Here is a 22,096-nt window from a genome sequence, read left to right on the forward strand (position 1 = left end):
AACCCAGCAATTGTGAGAAGTTTAGCTTCACATATTCATCCGGTTGGCGGGACTACTTATCCACATGGATAGGCAAACTTACACAGATTAAATTTTCATTTTAATACCATTGTAGGAAAAATAAAAAAATTCTATACATTACGCTGGAAAGTAATAGAACTAAAAAAGGTACTGCCATATGGCAGTACCTTTTTTATATGTATCAAGAAATGATATCGTAAATCTCAATTGCAACCATGTCGATATTATCGAATTGGTACACTTGAGGTTTTTCACCTTGTTGATACACTTCTAACTCATACATTTCACTTTTATCGAAAAATTTCACGCTACATTTGCGCTCACCGTTCACTTCAAAATAGCGTTGTGCTACTTCACCGCTTTCAGCTTGTTCTTGTAGACTAACAAGTCGAGTTAAAATTCCTTGGAGTAGAGACATGAAATCTCTCCTTTCTCTGATCTTCCTACCAATAGGTTTTACAGCTATACTCATTCTATCCGTCATAACAGAAAAAATGTTCCACACTCTAGGATAAAGGTTATTGGCCAGAAACTCAACTAAAAATTTGTCGAAATGCGAAGGAAAAAACAGAAAGAACATATTTCCCCTTCTTTATTGCGGTTTTTATACTGGAAGAATATAATAAAAAACAGAAAAAAGGAGGAATTACAATGAAAAAAATTGAGGTTTATACACAACCTGATTGTCCGCCATGTGTTATTGTTAAAGAATTTTTGAAGCATAATAACGTTGCATATGAAGAATTTGACGTAAAAAAAGACGCTGCTGCTCGCAATCGTCTTTTAAACGACTATGATTCTTATTCAACTCCAACAGTCGTAATTGATGGCGAAGTAGTTGCAGGTTTTCAAATTGAAAAGTTACAAAAACTACTCAATATAGAATAGGAATAGGTAAATACCTATTCCTATTCTTATCCCGCTATTTGTAGGTAGTAAAACCCAAAAAATTTAGCTAAAGCAAAGGAGTTAGATGGGCTAGTAATCCCTCCCACTGATTAAAAGTTTCACTTTATAATTGTTGCAACCTTTTTATTTCAGTTAAGAGTTCCTGACTTTCATGATATCCTGCTAACTTCCATTTATCTTGATCCCTTTTCAATGTTACAATTTGATATTGTCCACTTTTTGTCCGCTCATATACATATAAATTTTTATGTTCTTCATCATACGATATTTTCGTTTCTGAATTAAAAGAAAACGGTGCTTCTTTTGCCGGAAGTAAATATTCACCACTTTGTTTATCACTTCTGCTATTTTCATCTGTAAACACTTGAAGGAAATTATCTGTAAAATACGGTGATAACGTCTCTATCATCTTATTCATCGGCAAATGCTTCCCACGAATTGAAAACTGGGTTTCATAACCTTTTTGTATCGTTGTAAATACTTCTTTCCGATCAACTTTCACTTCCTCTTTCCCTAAAACAGTCGTAACACTATAACCAACTAGAAAGGCAACACATACAAATAGAACAAGCCATATTCCATATTTCCTCATTTTTTCACCTTCCTTTTAAAAGAACTTGTCTTTGTAGTATTCATTGTAACAATGATTATGCAAAGAAAGGACAGATTTCGTTCGTAAAATCTTTACAACGATAGACAGCATTTTCATCACCATTTTCACTATTACCAATTTATGATAAAAACAAACAAAAAATGCACGAATCTCTTCGTGCATTAAAATAAAACATCTTCTTCATATAAATATTCATAAGATAAATCTATAAATAAAAAGTTGTCATCATCTATTGGGAAAGAAAATGTTCGTACCATTTCGCCCGTTTCGATATCTGCATATAAATCTGAAAGCCTTGCCTTATTCTCAAAACGCATTTTCATGATATTCTCGAGAAAATACGGGCGCCAACTCCAGTTCTTCATATAATAATCCGGCATCACAATCCATTCTCCATCTTTTTTCATAACATTTCCTGATTGTTGGAAACCATCTTCATTACAAATAAATATACGAAAACTACACTGTGATACACTTTGACTAAATTGTAATAACCAATCATTTATATCTTCATTCTTTTTTTGTTTTGATAAAACATCGCCAATGCGATCGCGTAACATCTCTGTCAAATTATAAATTTTTTGTAACTTCTTCTTTTCATGCTGAATAAACTGATGACATTCATTACCAAGTCGCTCTTTCAAAACATTCGTTTCAATAAAATCAGGTAAACATTCTTTCAAATAATTACCTTGATAATATCTTCCGCCGTTCTTCCAAGCATATTGCAGTTGATAAAAAGCATCTATTTCTTCATATAACAAAGTTGCACCAATTCTTCTAGCAAGTAATGATAAAGAATATAAAATATCTTGATAAGATTGTAAAAGTGCTGTTTGCCTTAAATTCGTTAAATCTACTTTTAAAATATCAGGTGCTAACACGCTAATACGCTCTAAATTACTTGTGCCCGTTCCGACTTTATTAATCGAAATTTGAATACCATATGTACGATAATACATAAGCAAATGATTAAATTGCTCTATATCTTCTTTACATTCATGTTCTGTAATCTCTAAAACAATTTGTTTTAAATTTAAACCTTGTTCTTCATACCTCAATAAAAGTTGAAGCAAGCTTTCATCATCATCATTCATTAATACATTAGCATTCCGATGTATAAATAATAATAATTTTTGATCGCTTTCTAAATAACGATTTAAAGCTTTTTCTACTATAATATTATCCGCTTCCAGTTGAAATTCACTTGGAATCGAATCATCGTGAAAGAAAGAAGCTAAACTTTGTATGCCCTCTTCTGTTTGAATACGTCCTACTACTTCATATCCAATTACAGTATGCTCATCAGCACTAAAAATAGCTTGATAATAAGGAAGGACTTTATCCAAGTTACTCATTACATCTAATGCATCTATCAACGTGCTTCCCTCCCTTTACTTTTCAAAAATTATAACATGATATTTACGGAAAAATAATAAAAAATCCCTTCAGTTTTCCTGAAGGGATTAGAGGGGTAAAATGCTAAGGGGAATTAGCAATTCTACTATGAAGAAAAAAGAGGTCTTAAATATAACGTATATATGACCTCTTGTAAACACTTTTCTTTCATATGTCACAATTCCGTCACATTTAACCATAAAAAAATAAATCAAACATTCATTTTTTTATCCCTTTTAAAATGGATATTGATGTAAATGTTGTCCTCCATCCATTGTCATGCAAGTTCCATTTATGTACGCAGCTTCATCTGAGCATAAATAATAAGCTAGACCAGCGATTTCTTCTGGCGTACCCAGCCTTCCAAGCGGAACACTTTGTATCGTACGCTTAGCCATTTCTTCTGAAATCCATAATTTATCAGCACCGCCCGTACGTTCAATTGGTCCTGGCGCGATAGCGTTAACTCGTATTCCATATTTACGTCCCCACTCAACAGCGAGCGTCTTCGTCATCGCTAATACCCCTGCCTTCGCTGCAGCCGAATGAATAACTCCTGGACCTGCATCCCATGCATATGTTGCTACCATGTTAATGATATTCCCTTTTATACCTTTTTCAATCCAATATTTTCCGACAGCATGGCTACAGTAAAATGTACCGTTTAACACAATATTAATGACTGAATTCCAACCATTCACAGATAAATCTTCTGCTGGACAAATAAAGTTTCCAGCTGCATTATTTATTAAAACATCAATTCGACCAAACTTCTCATCAATCTGTTCAATCATTTTCTGAATGTCATCCGTATTTCTTACATCCATTTGTACAGGTAATACTTGCCCCGGAAATTGTTCAATTTCCAACTTTGTTTCCTCTAGTTTTTCCTTTGTACGTCCTGTAATAACAACTCGTGCCCCTTCTTTTGCAAAACGAGTCGCCATTCCTTTTCCCATTCCACTCGATCCACCTGTTATAATAACTACCTTCTCTTTCACATACATCCCCTCCAAAAAATGAATACACATTCATTTTATCACTTTATTTAATAGAAATCTTTATATTTTTAAACTTTTCTGATATTTTAATGTAAAGAATTTTCTTTTCATTCATTTTTTTTCGTAATCTATACTAAATTTTTATTATGTAAAGTATATTTTAAATAAACTGAAAGGAGATTCGAGTAGCCTATAAATGGAATAAAAACATTGAGGTATACTCATATTTTTATGAAGCACATTACAAGAAGAAATTTTTTAAAAATTGGTATGCGCACTTGTCTCTATTCATTTATAACCAGTGGCATTGGATACTACTATGCTAAATATATAGAACCCCATTTCATTTCTTTTACACAGCACACATTAAAATCACAACTCATCCCAAAAAGTTTTCATGGTATGAAAATTCTTCAATTCAGCGATTTACATCTTGGATACTATTTCTCGCTTCAACATTTATCTCAAGTTGTTTCTAAAATTAATGCTGTAAATCCAGATATTGTCCTTTTTACTGGAGATCTCATTGATAATTACCAAACGTATACTGACACTCCTTTCGTTGCATCCATTTTAAAAAATATACAAGCCCCCTTCGGTAAATTCGCTATTTATGGTAACCATGATCACGGTGGATATGGAACTGAATACTATGAGCACATCATGCGTGAATCTGGATTTGAACTATTGCTAAATAATGAAAAAAGAATTCGTCTAATGGATAATAGTGAGATTTCTATTTTCGGTCTCGATGATATACTACTAGGCAAACCCAAAATAGAGAAAACATTAGAGCATGCACGACAAAATACTTATAACATTGTTCTTGTTCACGAACCAGATATCGCGCCCCAAGTTTCCAGATATCCAATCAACTTGCAACTTTCTGGTCATAGCCACGGCGGACAAGTACAAATTCCTTTTTTAGGAGCTATTATTACACCATCACTCGCCAAAGACTATATTGAAGGCTTCTATACAATTCAAGATTTAACTCTCTATGTTAATCGAGGCCTAGGAAGAACGCGTGTTCCATTCCGTTTTATGTCAAAACCTGAAATTACACTTTTTACACTCCAACATTCGTAATAATTCGCCTATTTTCTTGCATATCCTTTCTTGTACGCGCTCATCCACGTTTCATTTACCATATGATGAAAGTGAGTCCAATAAAGGAGGTATGTTCATGTATCCATATTATCAACCAATCCCAGTCCGTTCAGCACCTATTGGTCCAGTAGGCGACTCACGCTTCTTCCCGTTTTTTGGCGTTCCCTTTCTAGCTGGAATTGCTGGTGGATTACTCGGCGGAGCATTAGCTTTCGGCCCTCGACCATTTTACCCACCTTATCCACCACCTTTCCCGCCGCCAGCACCTTATCCTTGTTACGGTGGACCATGTCAACAACCATACTATTACTAAGTTAAAATAACGATTATTTCAAATGTTATTCTCTCAACGAGCCACCTTATTACACGCTTATAATAAAACTATTGTTTCTACTCATCCTCCCATTTTGGGAGCATATGAGTAGAAAAAAGTAAAAACCTCTTATAGACATAAGAGGTTTTTACTTTTTTCATTATTCAGCATCTGTATTTTGATACGCCATCTTAAACAACTTCACTTGGCTATCAATTTCTTCTGTACTACCATTAATAACATAATAGTAATCACCATCTTTATTTTGTTCACGTGTTTTCACATTATCAGCTAATGTAAGCTGTAAAATCGCCTTAATTCGTGCCTTCATTTCAATATCTAATATCGGGAAAGATATTTCCACTCGCTTCTCCATATTTCGCGTCATCCAATCAGCTGAAGATAAATATATTTTCTCCTCCCCATTATGATGGAAATAATAAATACGGCTATGTTCTAAATATCTTCCAACAACACTAACTACACGAATATTTTCACTTACATTTGGAATACCAGGTCGTAGGCAACATGTTCCTCGAACAATGAGCTCTACCTTTACTCCAGCTTGTGATGCTTCGTACATTTTTTTAATTAATGGTTTATCTGTTAATGAATTCATCTTAGCGATAATATATCCATTTCCATATTGCCTATGATAACGGATTTCTTCATCTATTAAATCCATAAATTGTTCTCTTATATCAAATGGAGCAACAGATAAATGATGAAAATGTGGCTTTGTTGTATAACCACTTAAATAATTAAAGAAATTGGTTGCATCAACCCCAAAGTCTTTTCTTGATGTAATATATCCAAAATCAGTATATAACTTCGCTGTTGCATCATTATAGTTTCCAGTTCCAAGATGTACGAACCTTTCGATTTTTCCGTTTTTTCTTCTTACAACTAACGTAATTTTACTATGTGTTTTCAAGTGACTTACACCGTAAATAACATGACAGCCTGCCTGTTCCAATTCTTTAGCCCAATGAACATTGTTTTCTTCATCAAATCTTGCCTTTAATTCAACTAATACCGTCACTTGTTTTCCCTTTTCAGCCGCTATCTTTAACGCCTGAATAATTGGTGAATCACCACTTACTCGATATAACGTTTGTTTAATCGCAAGTACATTTGGATCGTCTGCCGCATCACGGACAAAATCAACTACCGGCTGAAATGATTCAAAAGGATGATGTAATAAAATATCATGCTCAATTGCTTTTTCAAATACATCTTCTTCATCACCTAAATCTTGAGGCGGTTGCGGAATAAGAGCCGGATATACAAGATGTTCATATAAAGGAGCTAGTTTTTTATATAAAGAAAACAAACATGTTAAATCTAATGGCCCATCCATTATATATACATCTTCATCTTTTACTTCCAGAACCTCATATAATAACGCTAATACTCTTTCATCAATGTGTTCTTTCCCAACTTCTAAACGTACAGCCCCCCCCACTTACGTTTTTTTAATTCTTTTTCAATTACCTTTAATAAATCTCTCGCACCTTCTTCATGAATCGTTAAATCTGCATTGCGTGTAATACGGAAACGAGTAACAGATGATACTGTATATCCCGTAAATAATTTATGAGTAAAGCTACTAATTACGTCTTCTAATAAAATAAATTTATGCTTTTGCCCTTCGCTCGGTAAAAATATGAAGCGCTCAAGTAATGAAGGAACTTGTACAATTCCTAGCTTCGTCCGATTCTCTTCCTCTGCTTGCTTCTCATCATATAAAAGAGTAGCTAAATTCAAACTTTTATTTAATAACATTGGAAATGGGCGATATGCATCAATAGCTACAGGGGTTAACACCGGAAAAATTTGCTCATCAAAATACTCTTCTATAAATTCTCGCTGCTCTTTCGTCAAATCATGGAATGTTAAACGTTCAATTCCCTCTAACTCAAGCGCTGGCAATACATAATTTTTAAATGTATCATATTGTACTGTCATTAGTTCATGGGCTTTTATCGCAATTTTATTTAGTTGCTTTTTTGGTGTTAAGCCAGCTTTATTTTCTGGCTGATTAAATCCAGCACTCACTTGATCCTTTAATCCCGCTACACGTACCATAAAGAATTCATCTAAATTCGAACTAAAAATACTAATAAATTTCAATCTTTCCAAAAGTGGATTTTTTCCATCTTGCGCTTCTTGTAGTACACGTTCATTAAATGCTAGCCAGCTTAACTCTCGATTATTGTAATAAGCTGTATCATTTAAATTTACTGCATTCCCCTTCGATAATTCCATTCTCTTCACACTTCCCCTTGAAACTTTTTTACTATAATTTAGTTAATTTTATTTTATCAAATTACAATATTACAAAGTGTAAATTTTTCGTAAAGACATCCGTACGACCTAATGTTTTAGTTCAAATAACAAGTTAATATTCGTTTTTAATACTCTTTCTAACTGTTTTTTTTGTTTTTCAGCTTGCACTTTTTCTGCTAATGCAGACTGTTCACATAAAACTTTAAACGTTAATGCCTCTTTGCTTTCTGTTATAGATATGGTTTCAACAAGCGATCGTTGCCTTGCATTTAAAGCAGCTGAAAATTGTAAAACAGCTCCTAATAGACGGATTTTTTTTTGTTCACTTTTATCAAACCAACCTTCAAATGGAGATAAATGTTGTTTAAATAGCATTTTTGATTTATAAGATGCAATAAGCGCTAACCTCACTCTATCTTTATGCATCATGCCATCAATTGTCTTATTCGCCAATAAATAAAACGTATGTAAACGGCTCGCTTCTTCGTCTATATATTTGCCTATATTAAATACTTTCGCTGCTTGATGGAATACTTCCCAGTCTTTTACTGACATAGAAATAAGCCCTATTTCCTCAAGTTGTTTGCAAATTAGTCTTCCATGTTTAATAAGTTGAATAACAAATTCCATGTCCATTTCGTATTCATGTGATAGTAAATGCAAACTTTCTTCAACTACGTTCGGATAATATGAAATCCCCAAATCTTTTGTCAACTCTTCATAGAAAACACCTTCTCTTAATCCTTTTCTACTTAATACAAATGCCGGTGCCTCTATAACATTAACAAGTGTATGAAATACTTCAACCGCTGGAATAATCGTATCCGCTCGATCTTTTGCCAATCCTTCCAATTTCTGAAGTTCTATGAACGACAATTTTTCCAACTCATCTTTTACATTTTCAATATCTTCTTCTTTCATCTTGTATAAATGTAATCCTGCTATAGGATAACATATTAAATTTTGATGGATTTTTACTAAGTTCCTCGCACTACCACCAATTGCAATAAGAGGCAATTTCTTATTGATGAACCATGGTAACGTTTGAAATTGAAATTCTAAATAATGTTGCATTCCCTCTAACTCATCTTTAGTAGGAATGTCACCTTTAATAAATTGTTGCTTTAAAGAAAGTGCCCCAAAAGGAAAACTATGGTACTCTAAAATCTCTCTATTTCTAAAGTATGTAACTTCCGTACTTCCCCCACCAATATCTACCGTTATTCCTTCTGAAAACGATGTAGAATTCATAACCGCCAAGTATCCGTAACGCGCTTCCTCATATTCTGATAATACTCTAAGAGTAAAGTCCGTTTGTCCTTCAATAAGCTTTTTAATTTCCTCTTGATTCTCAGACTGTCTAATTGTTGCTGTTGCAACACAAAGTACATGATGCAACTGATGGAACCTTGTACTTTCTTGAAATTGAAATAATGTCTGTAATAATACTTCTATTCCCTCTTCATTCAACACACCATCAATTAAGTAATTCCTTAACCTAGCAACCACTTTCGTATTTTCAATCTCTTTATAAAAACCTCCATTTTGCTTTTCATAAATAACTAAACGCATTGTATTAGATCCAATATCTATAATGGCATACTGTTGTTTTAATATTTCTTTCAAACTTCTCACTCTTTCATTATCAAATTTCAAAAACATATTCTATTACTATTATACAAAATAGTTGTTTTTTGTAACAATATTGCTTTAATATTGAAAATATATACAATCACTTTTTGCATATAATAAAAACCTATTTTATTTATGCTATAATAATGAAAAATTGAAAGGAGATTCAATATGAAACCTTCACAACCACAATCTCAATTACAAAACCAACATTCTATTAATCGACTAGCTCAATCTATTTTCGTTGTGAATCGTCATGCTAAAGCAGCTACTAATCCTAAATATTTATACTGGTTAAAAAAGACAGCTTTAGAGCGTTTGATTGCTGAAAAAAAAGCAATTAAAGAAGGATTACATTTTTCTAGAAACCCACGTTTTAGCCAACAACAATCTGATGTCCTTATACGTTTAGGCGATTATTTTTTCCACATCCCTCCTACGAAAGAAGATTTTCGAATTCTACCGCATCTTGGTCATCTTGAATCCTCCTATCGAAATCCGAAAACAACCTTATCTTTAACAGTAGCAAAAAAAACACTTCAAGATTATATTGGGCCTGAAGCATTGAAACAAGAAAAAAAATTAAGTGAACCGGTTCCATGGTATAGTCGTACTTATACAAAAAAATAAAACAGTTTGGCCAAGTGTAGGCCAAACTGTTTTATTTTTTCTCTTCTTTAATTTTAATATTTGCTTGTTTATAAAAAGCTACTTTTTCTGTATTATAAGACTTTGTGAATTCATTAAATTTATCTTTTTCTGACTCAATATCCTTATAAGATTGATTTACTACTTTTACTTTTTCACTAATATCTTTTAATTTAGTACCTTTATCTTGTAACATTGTATATAACTCTTTTTCTTGTTTTAAAGATTTATTATAGCTGTCATACATTTTATTAAATGAATCGTGTCGTTTCTCATACATGCTTTTCACTTTATCAGCTTGATCTTTCAACTTATTATCTTCAATTTTCTTCACATACTTATCAGCTGACTTCACTTCTTCTTGCGCTTTATTTAAGGCCTCTTTTTCTTTTGTAAGTACTTTTTCTCGTTCAGTTGTATTCTTTGCTGCTTGATTCAGTTTTTCTTTAACAGTTTGATTATTATCTTTTCCTTCTTGCACAATCTGGTTATATAATTCTTGTCCTTCTTTCTCTAAAGTCTCAAGTTTTTTTGCATCTTCAAACATTGTTTTTTCTTGTTTAGCAGCGTTTTCAAACGCTACATATAATTCTTCTTCTGGTTTCGGTCCAAAACAACCGGCTAATAAAGTCATTGATAATGCAGTTATAATTGCTAATTTACTATATTTCAACATCTCTTCCTCCTACTTATAAACGACCATCGTGTAATATAAAAAAGTTATAAAATATGTAATTGTTCTATACACTCGCATCTTTTTTACGAAGATCATTAATATTGTTTGTACAAATTATTACTTAATATTACATTATTCTTTTTGAAGTATTTAGCAGTTCCATATCCATCTTTAAGTATAGTACTTCGTGTTCTTTAAAATCTGTTCACACTATGTATTACCTTAATGGCCACAGAATTTCACCTCAGTCTTAATAAGACTATAATAGTTCACCTGATAAAAGGTGATCGTTCCGCTCTCACGTCTATCATTCCCTTTCCAGCTTTCTATCAAATAATCTCTTTGTTCATTTTACACAGTACAATCGATATCTCGCAACAACTTACAAATATTCTTTTCATTTCCTAAAAAGGAAAAGTGTAGAGCTTGCTTTCCTCTACACTTTTAAAATAAAACACATTGTGCAAATTGCATTGACACTACCATCATAATTATATGCTTATTTCATATATTTTTAAAGACTTTTATTACAAACGCAGCGTTTTTTTGTAATAAAAGTCAAAAAAATGTTACAAATAAAACTTCTTCCTATCAAATATCTTCAAATCAAAGCTTCACTCATTTTCTTGCAAATTTCTATACTGGTACAATTGATTTTGCGACTTTCTCAACAGTTCTTCAAACGTTTTTCCTTCTACTGGATAGCTAGCTGCTCCAAATAAAAGAGTGACACTGAGTAAATCACCTTCTATTTCACTTTCAATATTTTTCATTAATCTGTTTGTTATTGTTGATGTTTCATGACCATTATCAATTGCTACAATAACATACTTATTTTCATCCCACTTTGTAACAACATCTCCCTTCCGAATTGACTTTACAATGGTACTCTCTAATTTTTGTACTAACACTCCCAATTTTTTTTCTTGCAACGTGTCTTTTAATCCTTCCCATTCTTTTACAGAAAGAATGTAAACTGTAATATTACGGGAAGCTCTTTCAGATAAAGCGGCTACTTTCCCAAAAAAATCAACAACAAAATCGTTGCTTGCCATTCCTCCTGCTTCTTCATTCATACGCTTGTTCGCTCTTTTATCGTACCAATGTCCAAAATAATAACTTAGTATCATTTGCAATATATAAATAATAAAGACGGTATAAAATGATCGTGAATCCAGTTTTGCAATTACATCCTGAAGTGCAATCCATTCTGTAACTGCCACTGTATTTCCAAGTAATAATCCACTAATTTTCCCTTTATGTTTCATACTTCTCCCCCTTTTATACCAATATATGTTTCTATATCAATAATGTTTTTCTACCAAATAAAAAATGTACATATCCAATGTACATTTCTGCTTAAGCTTGTATACCTTTTCTACTCTATTTCATATATATAATATATAACTTTTATAGAAAGGAGTAATCTATATGCTACAAAAAGAGAATCTATCAGATGCTATGCGGTTACTAGCTGGTTTTCTATTATCATTAAAATTATTATTTACCTCTTTCGGCATACACTTTATTACAAACGATCAAATTGACGCTATTGTTAATGTTGTTTCATTTTTATTTATTCTATACTTTGGCTACAAAAATAACTATGTAGGAAAAAAAGGAATGGAGCAAAAGAAAATACTCAAAAAACACAACCTTCACTAAAAAAAGGAACCTTTTGTACAGGTTCCTTTTTATTATTGACGCACAACAACTTCATTTGTTTGCAGTGGACCATATGATATCTCTTTATCTTGAAATGTATATGTAGCCTGAAAGAATGCTTGTTTAAGAGCTTTATCTTTATTAGCTTTTATTTTACAACGTAGTTCCACCTTTTCATTCGGTAACAAATCATCAATTCGCCACCTTACAAGCTGGAATAAAAACTCACTTATCCCCTTATCAACTTTTAAAGAATTAGGAATATAAGCAAAGTAATCTCGAATCATATGACTTACAACAACTCTCGAAATCATTTCTACCCCTTTATTTTCCACTTCAATTCTCATAATAAGTATGTCGTTTACATCGTAGGTCAATTCATACGAAAATTGTTCTGTATACATACTACCAATTTTTAATGTAACGGCTACTTGAGGAAATTCATTTTCCTTTTTCGATCCGTCAATCCACAATACTGGTTGTAGCGGTATTGAATACTTTCCTGTATCCGAAATTCGTCCCCATATTTTCATAATATATATTCACCTCATTTCAGATGTATCATACACACAATGAATTCCCCAAATTACTAAAGCTTACTACAAGCAATGTTTAATATTTCTCTTCCTTTTATCCTATTCGACAATATGAAGAAAAAACCATTTTTCATCTATTAACAGAAGGTGTTCTTAATGAAATTTTTTTACAATTTACTTTATGGCAATATTCAATATGGCTCACTCGTTCTCTACTCATACGAAAGAATATTTTGACGGAAGAAAAAGTTTGCCTTATAGTCAAATTTGACTATAATATTCTTTATGGCATATCAGTGCACTTATGGAAAAGAAATTAAAATCACCTATACATTTAAATTTTTTATCCACTGCACTCAAAACTTAATATAGTTTACTTATTTCTAAAGGAGGGTTATATTTGGAAACTCAACCATTAAAAAAAGACGCCAACAAGACAAAATTTGTTGTTGCTGGTTTACTGCTTGGTATATTAATGGCCGCAATGGACAATACAATCGTTGCAACCGCAATGGCAACAATTGTTGGAGACTTAGGAGGATTTGATAAGTTTGTTTGGGTCACATCAGCTTATATGGTAGCAACAATGGCAGGGATGCCTATCTTCGGGAAACTTTCTGATATGTACGGGCGGAAACGTTTTTATATTGGTGGCCTCATTCTTTTCTTATTCGGTTCTGCGCTCTGCGGAACAGCTTCAAGTATTGAGCAATTAAGTATTTATAGAGCTATTCAAGGTATCGGTGGTGGTGCCCTTATGCCTATCGCCTTCACAATTATGTACGATATCTTCCCACCAGAAAAACGTGGGAAGATGACAGGACTATTCGGTGCTGTTTTCGGGACCTCTAGTGTATTCGGTCCTTTATTAGGCGCTTATATTACAGACTATATAAGTTGGCATTGGGTCTTCTATATCAATATTCCATTAGGACTTATCTCCTTTTTCTTCATTACTAAATACTACAGTGAGTCTCTAGAATTTAGAAAACAAAAAATTGATTGGGCTGGTGCTATTACACTTGTCATAAGTATCGTTTGCTTAATGTTCGCATTAGAACTTGGTGGTAAGGAATATGCCTGGAATTCCACTGTAATTATTGGCTTATTTACAACAGTAGTTATTACGCTTATTATTTTCTTCTTTGTAGAACGAAAAGCAACCGAGCCTATTATTTCGTTCCATCTATTTAAAAAACCTTTATTCGCAGCTAGTCAAGGAGTTGCCTTTTTCTATGGTGCCGCTTTTATTATCTGTACAGTTTATATTCCAATCTTCATTCAAGGCGTTCTTGGAGGTTCCGCCTCTAATGCCGGATTAATTTTAACACCAATGATGGTTGGTTCTGTAATTGGAAGTCAAACAGGAGGACAATTAGCTTCTCGAACAAGCTATCGTAACATTATGATGGTATCTGGCGTCTTCTTCGTTCTTGGTATTTATTTATTAAGTACTTTAACAATGGATACACCTCGTTTACTCGTAACACTATTTATGATTCTCGCTGGGCTTGGTGTTGGCTTCTCATTCTCAGTATTAAGTATGTCTTCTATTCACAAATTAGAAATGCGAGACCGTGGTTCGGCAACATCAACAAACTCATTCTTCCGATCACTCGGTATGACTCTTGGTGTAACGATTTTCGGTACAATTCAAAATCATATTTTTACAGATAAACTAAACTCTGTGTTCCCCCCTGAACTAGCAAAATTAGCTCCAAAAGGTGGAGACACAAGTTTCTTATTATCGCCAGGCGCTACCGCAAAAATTCCTGCTGAAATATTAGCGGGTATTAAAGAAGCTCTCGCTACATCTATTGCGAACACATTCTTCTGGGCACTTATTCCGGCTGTACTAAGTATTATTTGTATTTTACTTATGGGAAATGAACGCCTCTTTACAGGCCCTAAAAAGAAAGAAAAACAAAAGCAAGTCAGTTAATATAAAAAAGAAGCGGCATATCCCTTTATGAAAAAGGATATGCCGTTTATAATATGTATAAAGTTAATCTTTAATCAGTGGCGGTTTTGTTCATCCCCCACTGATTATTAATTGAACCAATCGGGCTTTTACGGACAGCCCGCCCCCCACCTAACTTCTTTGGTTCCGCTGAATTTTTGGATGGGTGTCTTACTGCCCGTTAATGCCGGATAAAGTTTTTATATACAGGAGTTGAGACAGCATGAGCATGAAATTAGTCATTCTCGGCTTGCTACTCGAAGGAGATAAACATCCATATGAAGTGCAGCATATTATGAAAGAACGACAAATGGATTGTTACATTAAATATGCTAAAGGATCACTTTATTACGCCTTCGAGCAATTAGAAAAGCAAGGCGCAATTCATATTACAAATGTAATTAGAGACACAAATCGACCTGACAAAACGATTTTTCATATAACAGAAGAAGGCAAAAAACTATTCCACACTTTACTATTAAAACAATTCGAAGCAAAAAACCAAATATATAAACCTATTTATTCAGCCTTATCTTTCGCTCACTTTAGCAATGATCACGAATTAGTTCCTATTTTAGAAAAAAAGAAAAACGATACTCTTCAATATTTATATACTATGCAAACGATATATGATTGTAATAAAGGAAAAGTTCCACGTGCACAACTATATATTTTACAAAGTGTAATTGAGCATATTACAGTTGAACTACAATGGCTAAACACCCTCCTTAAAGATGCTATAGCAGGCCGGCTTTCAGAAGTTGCTATAGATGAAAATTGAGCTATGAAAGAAGACATCCCTACTTCTTTCATAGCTCAATTTCTCTTTTTATAATGTAATATTATTAGTTACTTCAGAATGTAAAAGTCAGAATAATAAGAAATAAAAACTTTGGAATTTTCTTATTTTAAAACAGTAGACAAAATTCCAAAAATTGTGTTAGAATTTGTTTCAATATCATATCGCTTGTTAAATTCCTTTCAAAAGGAAAATAGGTACACGAAAGTTTCGTTTCGTGTTTAAAAGGGAAGCTTGGTGAAACTCCAACACGGTCCCGCCACTGTAAATGCTGAGATTTCTTTTTAGTGCCACTGTGAAAACGGGAAGGTGAAAGAAATTATATGAAGCATAAGTCAGGAGACCTGCCTGTTTTAACAACACTGATAGATTCACGGATGATGATGAGGTGTTAAAACAAAAAGGAAGGCTTATTTTCTATGTCTTTGTACTTTTTGTTATAGGTATTTCCTAGTAAACGGAAATGCTTACTTTCAATTAGGGAGGAATTTAAAATGGCAATTCAAACAAGTAACTTAGGTTATCCACGTATCGGACTACAACGAGAGTGGAAAAAAACATTGGAAGCTTTTTGGTCCAATAAAATCGATGAAGAACAATTTTTAACAACAATGAAAGAAATTCGCCTTCAACACGTAAAAGTACAGCAAGAAAAAGGGATTGAACTCATTCCAATTGGCGACTTTACATATTATGATCACGTTTTGGATACTGCTTATATGCTAGGATTTATCCCATCACGTTTTTCTGAGTTTACATCTTACCTTGATGTATATTTCGCAATGGCGCGTGGCTCTAAAGATCACGTAGCTTCTGAAATGACAAAATGGTTTAACACAAACTATCATTATATCGTTCCTGAATATGAAGAGGGATTACAAATCTCTTTAAAAGATAATCGTCCACTTCGCTTATACGAAGAGGCAAAACAAGAATTAGGAGTAGATGGAAAACCTGTTATTTTAGGACCATATACTTTCTTAAAATTAGCTAAAGGTTATACACAAGAACAATTCGCTACGATTTTAAAACAATTAGTTGCACCATACGTACAACTGCTTTCAGAACTACATGCAGCTGGTGCACAAGTCATTCAAGTTGATGAACCGATTTTCGCTTCTTTAACGAAAGAAGAAGTTCAACAAGCAAAAGAAATTTATGAAGCTATTCGTAAAGAAGTTCCAAATGCGAACCTTCTTTTACAAACATATTTTGATAGTGTAGAAGAAAACTATGAAGAAATTATTACATTCCCTGTATCCGGTATTGGATTAGATTTCGTTCATGGTAAAGAAGGTAATCTACATGCTATTTCAAAATATGGATTCCCAGCTGATAAAACTTTAGCTGTCGGTTGTATAGATGGCCGTAACATTTGGAGAGCTGACCTTGATGAAGTTCTTACGTTATTTACAACGCTACAAAAACAAGTCCAAACGAAAGACTTCATTGTTCAGCCTTCTTGTAGCTTATTGCATACACCAATCGATAAAACAGAAGAAACTCACTTATCGACTGAGCTATTTGATGCGTTAGCATTTGCAAATCAAAAATTAGAAGAGTTAGTTCTTATTCATTCTGCTCTCACTAAAGGTACAGAAAGTATTAGTAATGAGCTGGAAACATATCGAAATGTACATCATACAATTCGTTCATCTGCTGTACGTAACCGTGAAGATGTCAAAGCAGCACGAACAGCACTAAAAGAAGAAGATTTTTCACGTCCTCTTCCATTTGAAAAGCGATACGAATTACAACAAGTTGCCCTAGAGTTACCATTGTTACCAACAACAACTATCGGTAGCTTCCCGCAAACAACTGAAGTTCGTCAAACGCGAAAAGAATGGCGTAACGGTGTTATTTCAAATGAACAATATGAAAAATTTATTGAAAAAGAGACAGAAAAATGGATTCGTTACCAAGAAGAAATTGGTCTTGATGTCCTTGTACATGGTGAGTTTGAAAGAACTGACATGGTCGAATATTTCGGTGAGCGTCTTGCTGGTTTCTCATTCACTAAAAACGGTTGGGTACAATCATACGGTTCCCGCTGCGTAAAACCACCTGTTATTTATGGTGATGTAGCCTTTATTAACGGAATGACTATTAAGGAAACTGTTTATGCACAAAGCTTAACAGAGAAAGTTGTAAAAGGAATGTTAACTGGACCTGTTACAATTTTAAATTGGTCCTTCGTTCGAAATGACATTCCAAGAAAAGAAGTTTCGTATCAAATTGCATTAGCTCTTCGTCACGAAATTGAACTACTTGAATCTTCCGGAATTCGAGTAATCCAAGTCGATGAGCCAGCACTTCGTGAAGGAATGCCACTAAAAGAAAAAGATTGGGACGCTTATATTACATGGGCAGTTCAATCCTTCCTTTTAGCAACTTCTTCTGTAGCAAATGAAACACAAATTCATACTCATATGTGTTACAGTAACTTCGAAGATATTGTTGATGCGATTCGCGCATTAGATGCAGATGTGATTTCTATCGAAACATCAAGAAGTCACGGTGAATTTATTGATACATTAAAACATACAACATATGAAAAAGGCATCGGTCTAGGTGTATATGATATTCATAGCCCACGTGTACCGAGTAAAGATGAAATGTATAAAATCGTAGAACAATCTTTAGAAGTATGCGATCCTAAATATTTCTGGATTAATCCTGATTGTGGTTTAAAAACGAGAAGAACAGAAGAAGTTATTCCAGCTTTAGAGCACATGGTGCAAGCAGCAAAAGATGCTCGCTCCCTGCTAAAAACAAACGCATAACGAAAATGGGTTATCCTTATTGAGGATAACCCATTTTTTATTCTTTACTTTCAAAAAAGAATTCGTATTGTATTTTATATAATTCATCATCCGTTGGCTCTTCAAGAGGAATTGCTTGTAAGACCACTGTATACTCACCATTTGGAATAGGTATTTGAAATTTATTTGAAAGAATACTCGTTATAACGATACTTTCATTTTCAACTGTAAAAGGAACCGTAATCGTTCTAATCACTTCTTCTTTTTCAATATGTTTCCCTGGGGTCACTTTCACTTCACAAGTATAATCAGAAAGTGCTTCAAAAATAACAGTTCCCTCTGCCTCAGCATAACCTCTTTCAAAATCTTCATCCGTCCAGTCTACATAAGGCTGCTCACCGTCATAGTTCATCAACATTAATTGCGAATAAGAAATTGTTAACTCCATAGTTCCCGTTCTCCTTCATTATGAAATGTACAACTACTACTTCACTTCAAATTTCACACGCGTACCATCTGGATATTTATCTAACTTATTCCCTACCCAAGAGCCTGCTCCGCGGTTATCCGCCGGACTTATATATTCAATATGTGCTCCTTTTCCGCCTTCCTTGCACATCGCCATTGGCCATTCATCACGATCATACCCTTTTTTTGAAGGATATGGTGCTAACGACAATTTCCTTCTATCTGCAGCACCACCACGATCGATTGTACAAACTTCTGAATGCCCTTCTTTTATAGCATCCGTAATATGTTTTCCTGTCTCTGGATAACGTTCTTTCGGAAATTCTAACACTTGATCATACGTATTCGTTTTCTTTACACTTGTTTCCTCTGGCACAAGTACTTCATAAACTGCTACTAAAATAGACAGAATTGCGATAATTGAAATGATAATACCTTTTAATTGCTTCATGTATACCTCCATGTTTCTACCAGTTTCTTTTTTCCTCCGTTATTATAACAAACTTCTCCTGTATATGTTTTCAGACATTATTTTAGTTATTCCTTGCCATTCCGCCAAAAACTTTCATTTTTTCACTAATGCTGTAGAAAACTAATAGCCTTCCGACATTCTTTTTCAAAGGAAGTCCTCATAAAAGATTGAAATGATATATACGATACTTTTTGGGGAGGAAATATCATGGAAGCTACCTATAAAACGAAAGATGTCACGAATAAAACAGGCATCCCAAAACATATAGTCCGCAAATATAGTCAACTGTTAGAGGAACATGGCTATATGATTTCTAAAACAGCTGATGCTCGTATTTATAAACTTGATGATTTAAAACTATTGAAATCTATACATGAAAGAGCTGCTACATTACAAGAAGATATTTCAGAAACGATACCGATTATTTTAAAAGAAAAAGAGGCCCCACCTGTACCAGTTATACAAGATAAGCAAGAGATACAACCGAAAGAAAAGGAAGATGGACGTAACTTTGAGGAATTCATGTTGAAACTTGAAATGCTAGCTCAATTAAATGAAGCAATTATTCATCAAAATTCTACTCTAATTACACAAAATCGTTTAAAGGATGAGAAACTAGATGAATTGATGCAACAAGTTTATGTAAAAGAAGGCTCTCAAGAAAAAATGCTTCAAGAGTTAGTCGAGCACGCCGCTCGAACAGATGCATTACAAAAAGAAAAGATGGACTTATTAATGAATCATATGTATAAACGAGAATCCAAACAGGAAGAAAAAATGAATAAACTTGTTAGTCAAATTTATAACAAGGACAGTAATCGTGATGCACAGCTTATGCAAGTTATTCGAGAAATTCAAGAAACAAAAAGAATGGTTGCTGCCTCAAAAGAGCAAAGTGTCTTTCAAACATTTAAAAGTTTATTTAGCCGAGCAAAACAAGAAAAAACAAATGAATAAGCAATATAAAATAAAAAGTTACCTTCCATCGGTAACTTTTATTCCTTATTTTGTACAGCTGGTAATATAATAATTGCTTCAGTGCCTTTTCCACTTTCACTCTTATATTCCAATGTACCATTATGCGCTTGTAAAATACTAAATGTTACCATAAGCCCTAATCCTGTCCCTTTTTCTTTTAAAGAATAATATGGTTGCCCCAGCCTTGCTAACTGTTCTTTCGTCATACCAACACCACTATCTTTAACTCTTATTATGATTGTTTCGTCTTTTTGAATGGCTGTTACTTTTAAATATCCTTTATTTCCTTGAATTGCTTCAATACCATTTTTAACAACATTCATAATAGCTTGCTTCAACTTTGTCTTATCACCAATCGTATAAAGACTTTCTGAAATTTCAACTTGTAAATATACACCTTGCATCGCTGCAAATGACGACATGAGAGTGGTCATTTCTATTAATTGGGCTGATAAACAAATGTGTTCTTTTTTCTCAATTTGCGGCCTTGCTAAATTCAAGTAATCTGAAATAATTTGTTCCGCCCGATCCAATTCAGCTAATACGAGGCGCATATAATCCTTATTCTTCACATCTTCCGTACTTTCTAACAATTGGATAAATCCACGAACAACAGTAAGTGGATTTCGAACTTCATGTGCCACACTTGCTGCTAACTCACTTACAATATTAAGCTTTTCTGATTTTTGCATCTCTGTACGTAGCAATGCATTTTCGTTTAAATATTCAGTTAAATACACCTGAAATACCATTGTCATGACCATGATAAGCGAGGCAAATATAAATCCGCTATATATTTGCGAAATATACGGTGTAAATCCTGTTTCCAAAAGAACATTAATCATGCCTAATACTAAAGAAACAAGCACATAAAATGATGAAATCATAAATGCTAAAATTAATTTCTTATCCCTTGAAAAAAGAGACCATTTCTTTGATAAAAACAGCGGAACTATCAATAAAAATATTACTTCTAAAACTGGAAGAAAGCTCATTCCCTTTAGTAACCATTCATATGCAACAAAAATAACCGCTGGGATTAAACCAACAATCCCACCATATAAAAAACCACTGACAATTGGAATGGGGTGAAAGTTATACCCACACACATTGCCAAAACAAATAGAGTATGTCATGGAGAGAACGAGCGTAACGCTAGATAAAAACATAATAAAGTAACGATTTGGCTTCGGAGGCATTTCTTGATAGCGATTTAAACGAATCGCTTCATATAAAAATAGTGGCAAAATTATGATGGCAATTTGAATCAATAAATCACGGATAAGCTCCATAACCTCTCATCCCCTATATGTATTTTGATATGATTATATCATTTTATAGGTGTATTTGTTTTAAAATTTTGATTTTTCTTAACATATTTGTTAATTCTTTGTTAACAACTCATCATAATTGTTACAGATTTTCGAAATGATTGTAAACCCTGTACCAAATTTCCTTCGTGCAGTATACAATGAATACGGATTACAAAGAAAATATAAAAATACTTTTTTAGACGGACAACTATAGCAAAATACAGCATATAATCCATACTATCTATGTTTACAAATAAGTGATCATTACTTTAGTAGGAGGAAGATAAATATGGCGGGTACTACGCTTGTTTTAAAAGAAGAAAATTTGGTTGTTCTAGAAAATGTTGAAAAATCAGTATATGAAGAATTACAGCATAAAGCAGGAGATGAAAATTGCACATGTGCTGTAAACGAATCAGTTGTTCACCTTGGCAAGGTATCCTCTGTACTCTGGAATGAAGATGAAATAGATTGGGAATACGGATATTAAAAAGTCGCTTATAGCGGCTTTTTTCTCTTTTCTCTCTCTTTCT

General features: G+C 33.4%; 21 protein-coding genes, 1 pseudogene and 1 riboswitch. Of the genes and pseudogenes, 10 read left to right on the forward strand and 12 right to left on the reverse strand.

All coding sequences use genetic code 11. The annotated features are described in order from the left end of the window. Positions 1–202 precede the first annotated feature (202 nt). The gene (locus BCG9842_RS19850; protein ID WP_000055151.1) at positions 203–439 is read right to left on the reverse strand and encodes a YkuJ family protein; all 237 of its coding nucleotides are present in this window, start codon (positions 437–439) and stop codon (positions 203–205) included. A 233-nt stretch (positions 440–672) separates the two neighbouring features. Between BCG9842_RS19850 and BCG9842_RS19855 the strand changes: the two genes are divergently transcribed. Further along, positions 673–909 carry a glutaredoxin family protein gene (locus BCG9842_RS19855; protein WP_000717872.1) on the forward strand — a complete coding sequence of 79 codons (237 nt, stop codon included), beginning with the start codon at positions 673–675 and terminating at the stop codon, positions 907–909. A gap of 124 nt (positions 910–1,033) precedes the next feature. Here the strand turns inward: BCG9842_RS19855 and BCG9842_RS19860 are convergent, their stop codons facing one another. The 3 genes from BCG9842_RS19860 to fadH form a co-directional block, all read right to left on the reverse strand. Further along, the gene (locus tag BCG9842_RS19860) at positions 1,034–1,522 is read right to left on the reverse strand and encodes a DUF3993 domain-containing protein (protein ID WP_001233816.1); all 489 of its coding nucleotides are present in this window, start codon (positions 1,520–1,522) and stop codon (positions 1,034–1,036) included. 182 nt (positions 1,523–1,704) lie between these two features. Further along, on the reverse strand, positions 1,705–2,922 hold the full coding sequence (locus tag BCG9842_RS19865) for an EAL domain-containing protein (protein ID WP_000564306.1): 1,218 nt from the start codon (positions 2,920–2,922) through the stop codon (positions 1,705–1,707). A 255-nt stretch (positions 2,923–3,177) separates the two neighbouring features. Next, positions 3,178–3,942, reverse strand: a complete 765-nt coding sequence (gene fadH, locus BCG9842_RS19870; protein ID WP_000660913.1) for a 2,4-dienoyl-CoA reductase — start codon at positions 3,940–3,942, stop codon at positions 3,178–3,180. Between the two features lie 231 nt (positions 3,943–4,173). Between fadH and BCG9842_RS19875 the strand changes: the two genes are divergently transcribed. Beyond that, positions 4,174–5,031: a metallophosphoesterase gene (locus BCG9842_RS19875; protein ID WP_002082238.1), complete on the forward strand. Its 858-nt coding sequence runs from the start codon at positions 4,174–4,176 to the stop codon at positions 5,029–5,031. A gap of 97 nt (positions 5,032–5,128) precedes the next feature. Next, positions 5,129–5,365: a hypothetical protein gene (locus BCG9842_RS19880; protein ID WP_000283738.1), complete on the forward strand. Its 237-nt coding sequence runs from the start codon at positions 5,129–5,131 to the stop codon at positions 5,363–5,365. Between the two features lie 160 nt (positions 5,366–5,525). Here BCG9842_RS19880 and BCG9842_RS19885 read toward each other — a convergent pair. Both BCG9842_RS19885 and BCG9842_RS19890 read right to left on the reverse strand, forming a co-directional pair. Next, positions 5,526–7,633 (reverse strand): annotated as a pseudogene (locus tag BCG9842_RS19885) (polyphosphate kinase). Positions 7,634–7,741: 108 nt separating this feature from the next. Next, a complete protein-coding gene (locus BCG9842_RS19890) occupies positions 7,742–9,316 on the reverse strand; it encodes a Ppx/GppA family phosphatase (RefSeq protein WP_003279790.1) in 1,575 nt (524 codons plus the stop codon). A 141-nt stretch (positions 9,317–9,457) separates the two neighbouring features. Here BCG9842_RS19890 and BCG9842_RS19895 point away from each other — a divergent pair, with 141 nt between their 5' ends. Beyond that, positions 9,458–9,916 carry a YkyB family protein gene (locus BCG9842_RS19895; protein ID WP_000804864.1) on the forward strand — a complete coding sequence of 153 codons (459 nt, stop codon included), beginning with the start codon at positions 9,458–9,460 and terminating at the stop codon, positions 9,914–9,916. A 31-nt stretch (positions 9,917–9,947) separates the two neighbouring features. Here the strand turns inward: BCG9842_RS19895 and BCG9842_RS19900 are convergent, their stop codons facing one another. After that, on the reverse strand, positions 9,948–10,610 hold the full coding sequence (locus BCG9842_RS19900; RefSeq protein ID WP_000922470.1) for a YkyA family protein: 663 nt from the start codon (positions 10,608–10,610) through the stop codon (positions 9,948–9,950). Between the two features lie 614 nt (positions 10,611–11,224). Next, a complete protein-coding gene (locus tag BCG9842_RS19905; RefSeq protein ID WP_000680814.1) occupies positions 11,225–11,878 on the reverse strand; it encodes a diguanylate cyclase domain-containing protein in 654 nt (217 codons plus the stop codon). Between the two features lie 163 nt (positions 11,879–12,041). On the opposite strand from BCG9842_RS19905, the gene BCG9842_RS19910 reads away from it, so the two are divergent. Further along, a complete protein-coding gene (locus tag BCG9842_RS19910; protein ID WP_000939448.1) occupies positions 12,042–12,275 on the forward strand; it encodes an SPP1 phage holin family protein in 234 nt (77 codons plus the stop codon). A gap of 32 nt (positions 12,276–12,307) precedes the next feature. Here the strand turns inward: BCG9842_RS19910 and BCG9842_RS19915 are convergent, their stop codons facing one another. Next, the gene (locus tag BCG9842_RS19915; RefSeq protein WP_000708116.1) at positions 12,308–12,808 is read right to left on the reverse strand and encodes a hypothetical protein; all 501 of its coding nucleotides are present in this window, start codon (positions 12,806–12,808) and stop codon (positions 12,308–12,310) included. Positions 12,809–13,211: 403 nt separating this feature from the next. Between BCG9842_RS19915 and BCG9842_RS19920 the strand changes: the two genes are divergently transcribed. From BCG9842_RS19920 to metE, 3 genes are all read left to right on the forward strand, one after another. Next, on the forward strand, positions 13,212–14,753 hold the full coding sequence (locus BCG9842_RS19920; RefSeq protein ID WP_000449901.1) for an MDR family MFS transporter: 1,542 nt from the start codon (positions 13,212–13,214) through the stop codon (positions 14,751–14,753). 241 nt (positions 14,754–14,994) lie between these two features. Further along, on the forward strand, positions 14,995–15,552 hold the full coding sequence (locus BCG9842_RS19925) for a PadR family transcriptional regulator (protein WP_000062064.1): 558 nt from the start codon (positions 14,995–14,997) through the stop codon (positions 15,550–15,552). Between the two features lie 196 nt (positions 15,553–15,748). After that, a riboswitch (cobalamin riboswitch) is annotated at positions 15,749–15,936 on the forward strand. Positions 15,937–16,064: 128 nt separating this feature from the next. After that, positions 16,065–18,353: a 5-methyltetrahydropteroyltriglutamate--homocysteine S-methyltransferase gene (gene metE, locus BCG9842_RS19930; protein ID WP_001007602.1), complete on the forward strand. Its 2,289-nt coding sequence runs from the start codon at positions 16,065–16,067 to the stop codon at positions 18,351–18,353. Positions 18,354–18,390: 37 nt separating this feature from the next. Here the strand turns inward: metE and BCG9842_RS19935 are convergent, their stop codons facing one another. Both BCG9842_RS19935 and nucA read right to left on the reverse strand, forming a co-directional pair. Next, the gene (locus BCG9842_RS19935) at positions 18,391–18,780 is read right to left on the reverse strand and encodes a competence protein ComJ (RefSeq protein ID WP_000424022.1); all 390 of its coding nucleotides are present in this window, start codon (positions 18,778–18,780) and stop codon (positions 18,391–18,393) included. Positions 18,781–18,816: 36 nt separating this feature from the next. Further along, positions 18,817–19,251: a DNA-entry nuclease gene (gene nucA, locus BCG9842_RS19940; RefSeq protein WP_000811494.1), complete on the reverse strand. Its 435-nt coding sequence runs from the start codon at positions 19,249–19,251 to the stop codon at positions 18,817–18,819. A 228-nt stretch (positions 19,252–19,479) separates the two neighbouring features. Here nucA and BCG9842_RS19945 point away from each other — a divergent pair, with 228 nt between their 5' ends. Then, on the forward strand, positions 19,480–20,229 hold the full coding sequence (locus tag BCG9842_RS19945; protein ID WP_000388469.1) for a DUF3967 domain-containing protein: 750 nt from the start codon (positions 19,480–19,482) through the stop codon (positions 20,227–20,229). A 38-nt stretch (positions 20,230–20,267) separates the two neighbouring features. On the opposite strand, the gene kinB is transcribed toward BCG9842_RS19945, so the two are convergent. Further along, positions 20,268–21,542, reverse strand: coding sequence for a sporulation sensor histidine kinase KinB (gene kinB / locus BCG9842_RS19950; protein WP_000420369.1), 1,275 nt, complete (start codon positions 21,540–21,542; stop codon positions 20,268–20,270). A 310-nt stretch (positions 21,543–21,852) separates the two neighbouring features. Here kinB and BCG9842_RS19955 point away from each other — a divergent pair, with 310 nt between their 5' ends. After that, a complete protein-coding gene (locus BCG9842_RS19955; RefSeq protein WP_000929277.1) occupies positions 21,853–22,053 on the forward strand; it encodes a hypothetical protein in 201 nt (66 codons plus the stop codon). Positions 22,054–22,096 lie beyond the last annotated feature (43 nt).

It is taken from the genome of Bacillus cereus G9842, assembly GCF_000021305.1.
Lineage (GTDB): Bacteria > Bacillota > Bacilli > Bacillales > Bacillaceae_G > Bacillus_A > Bacillus_A thuringiensis_S.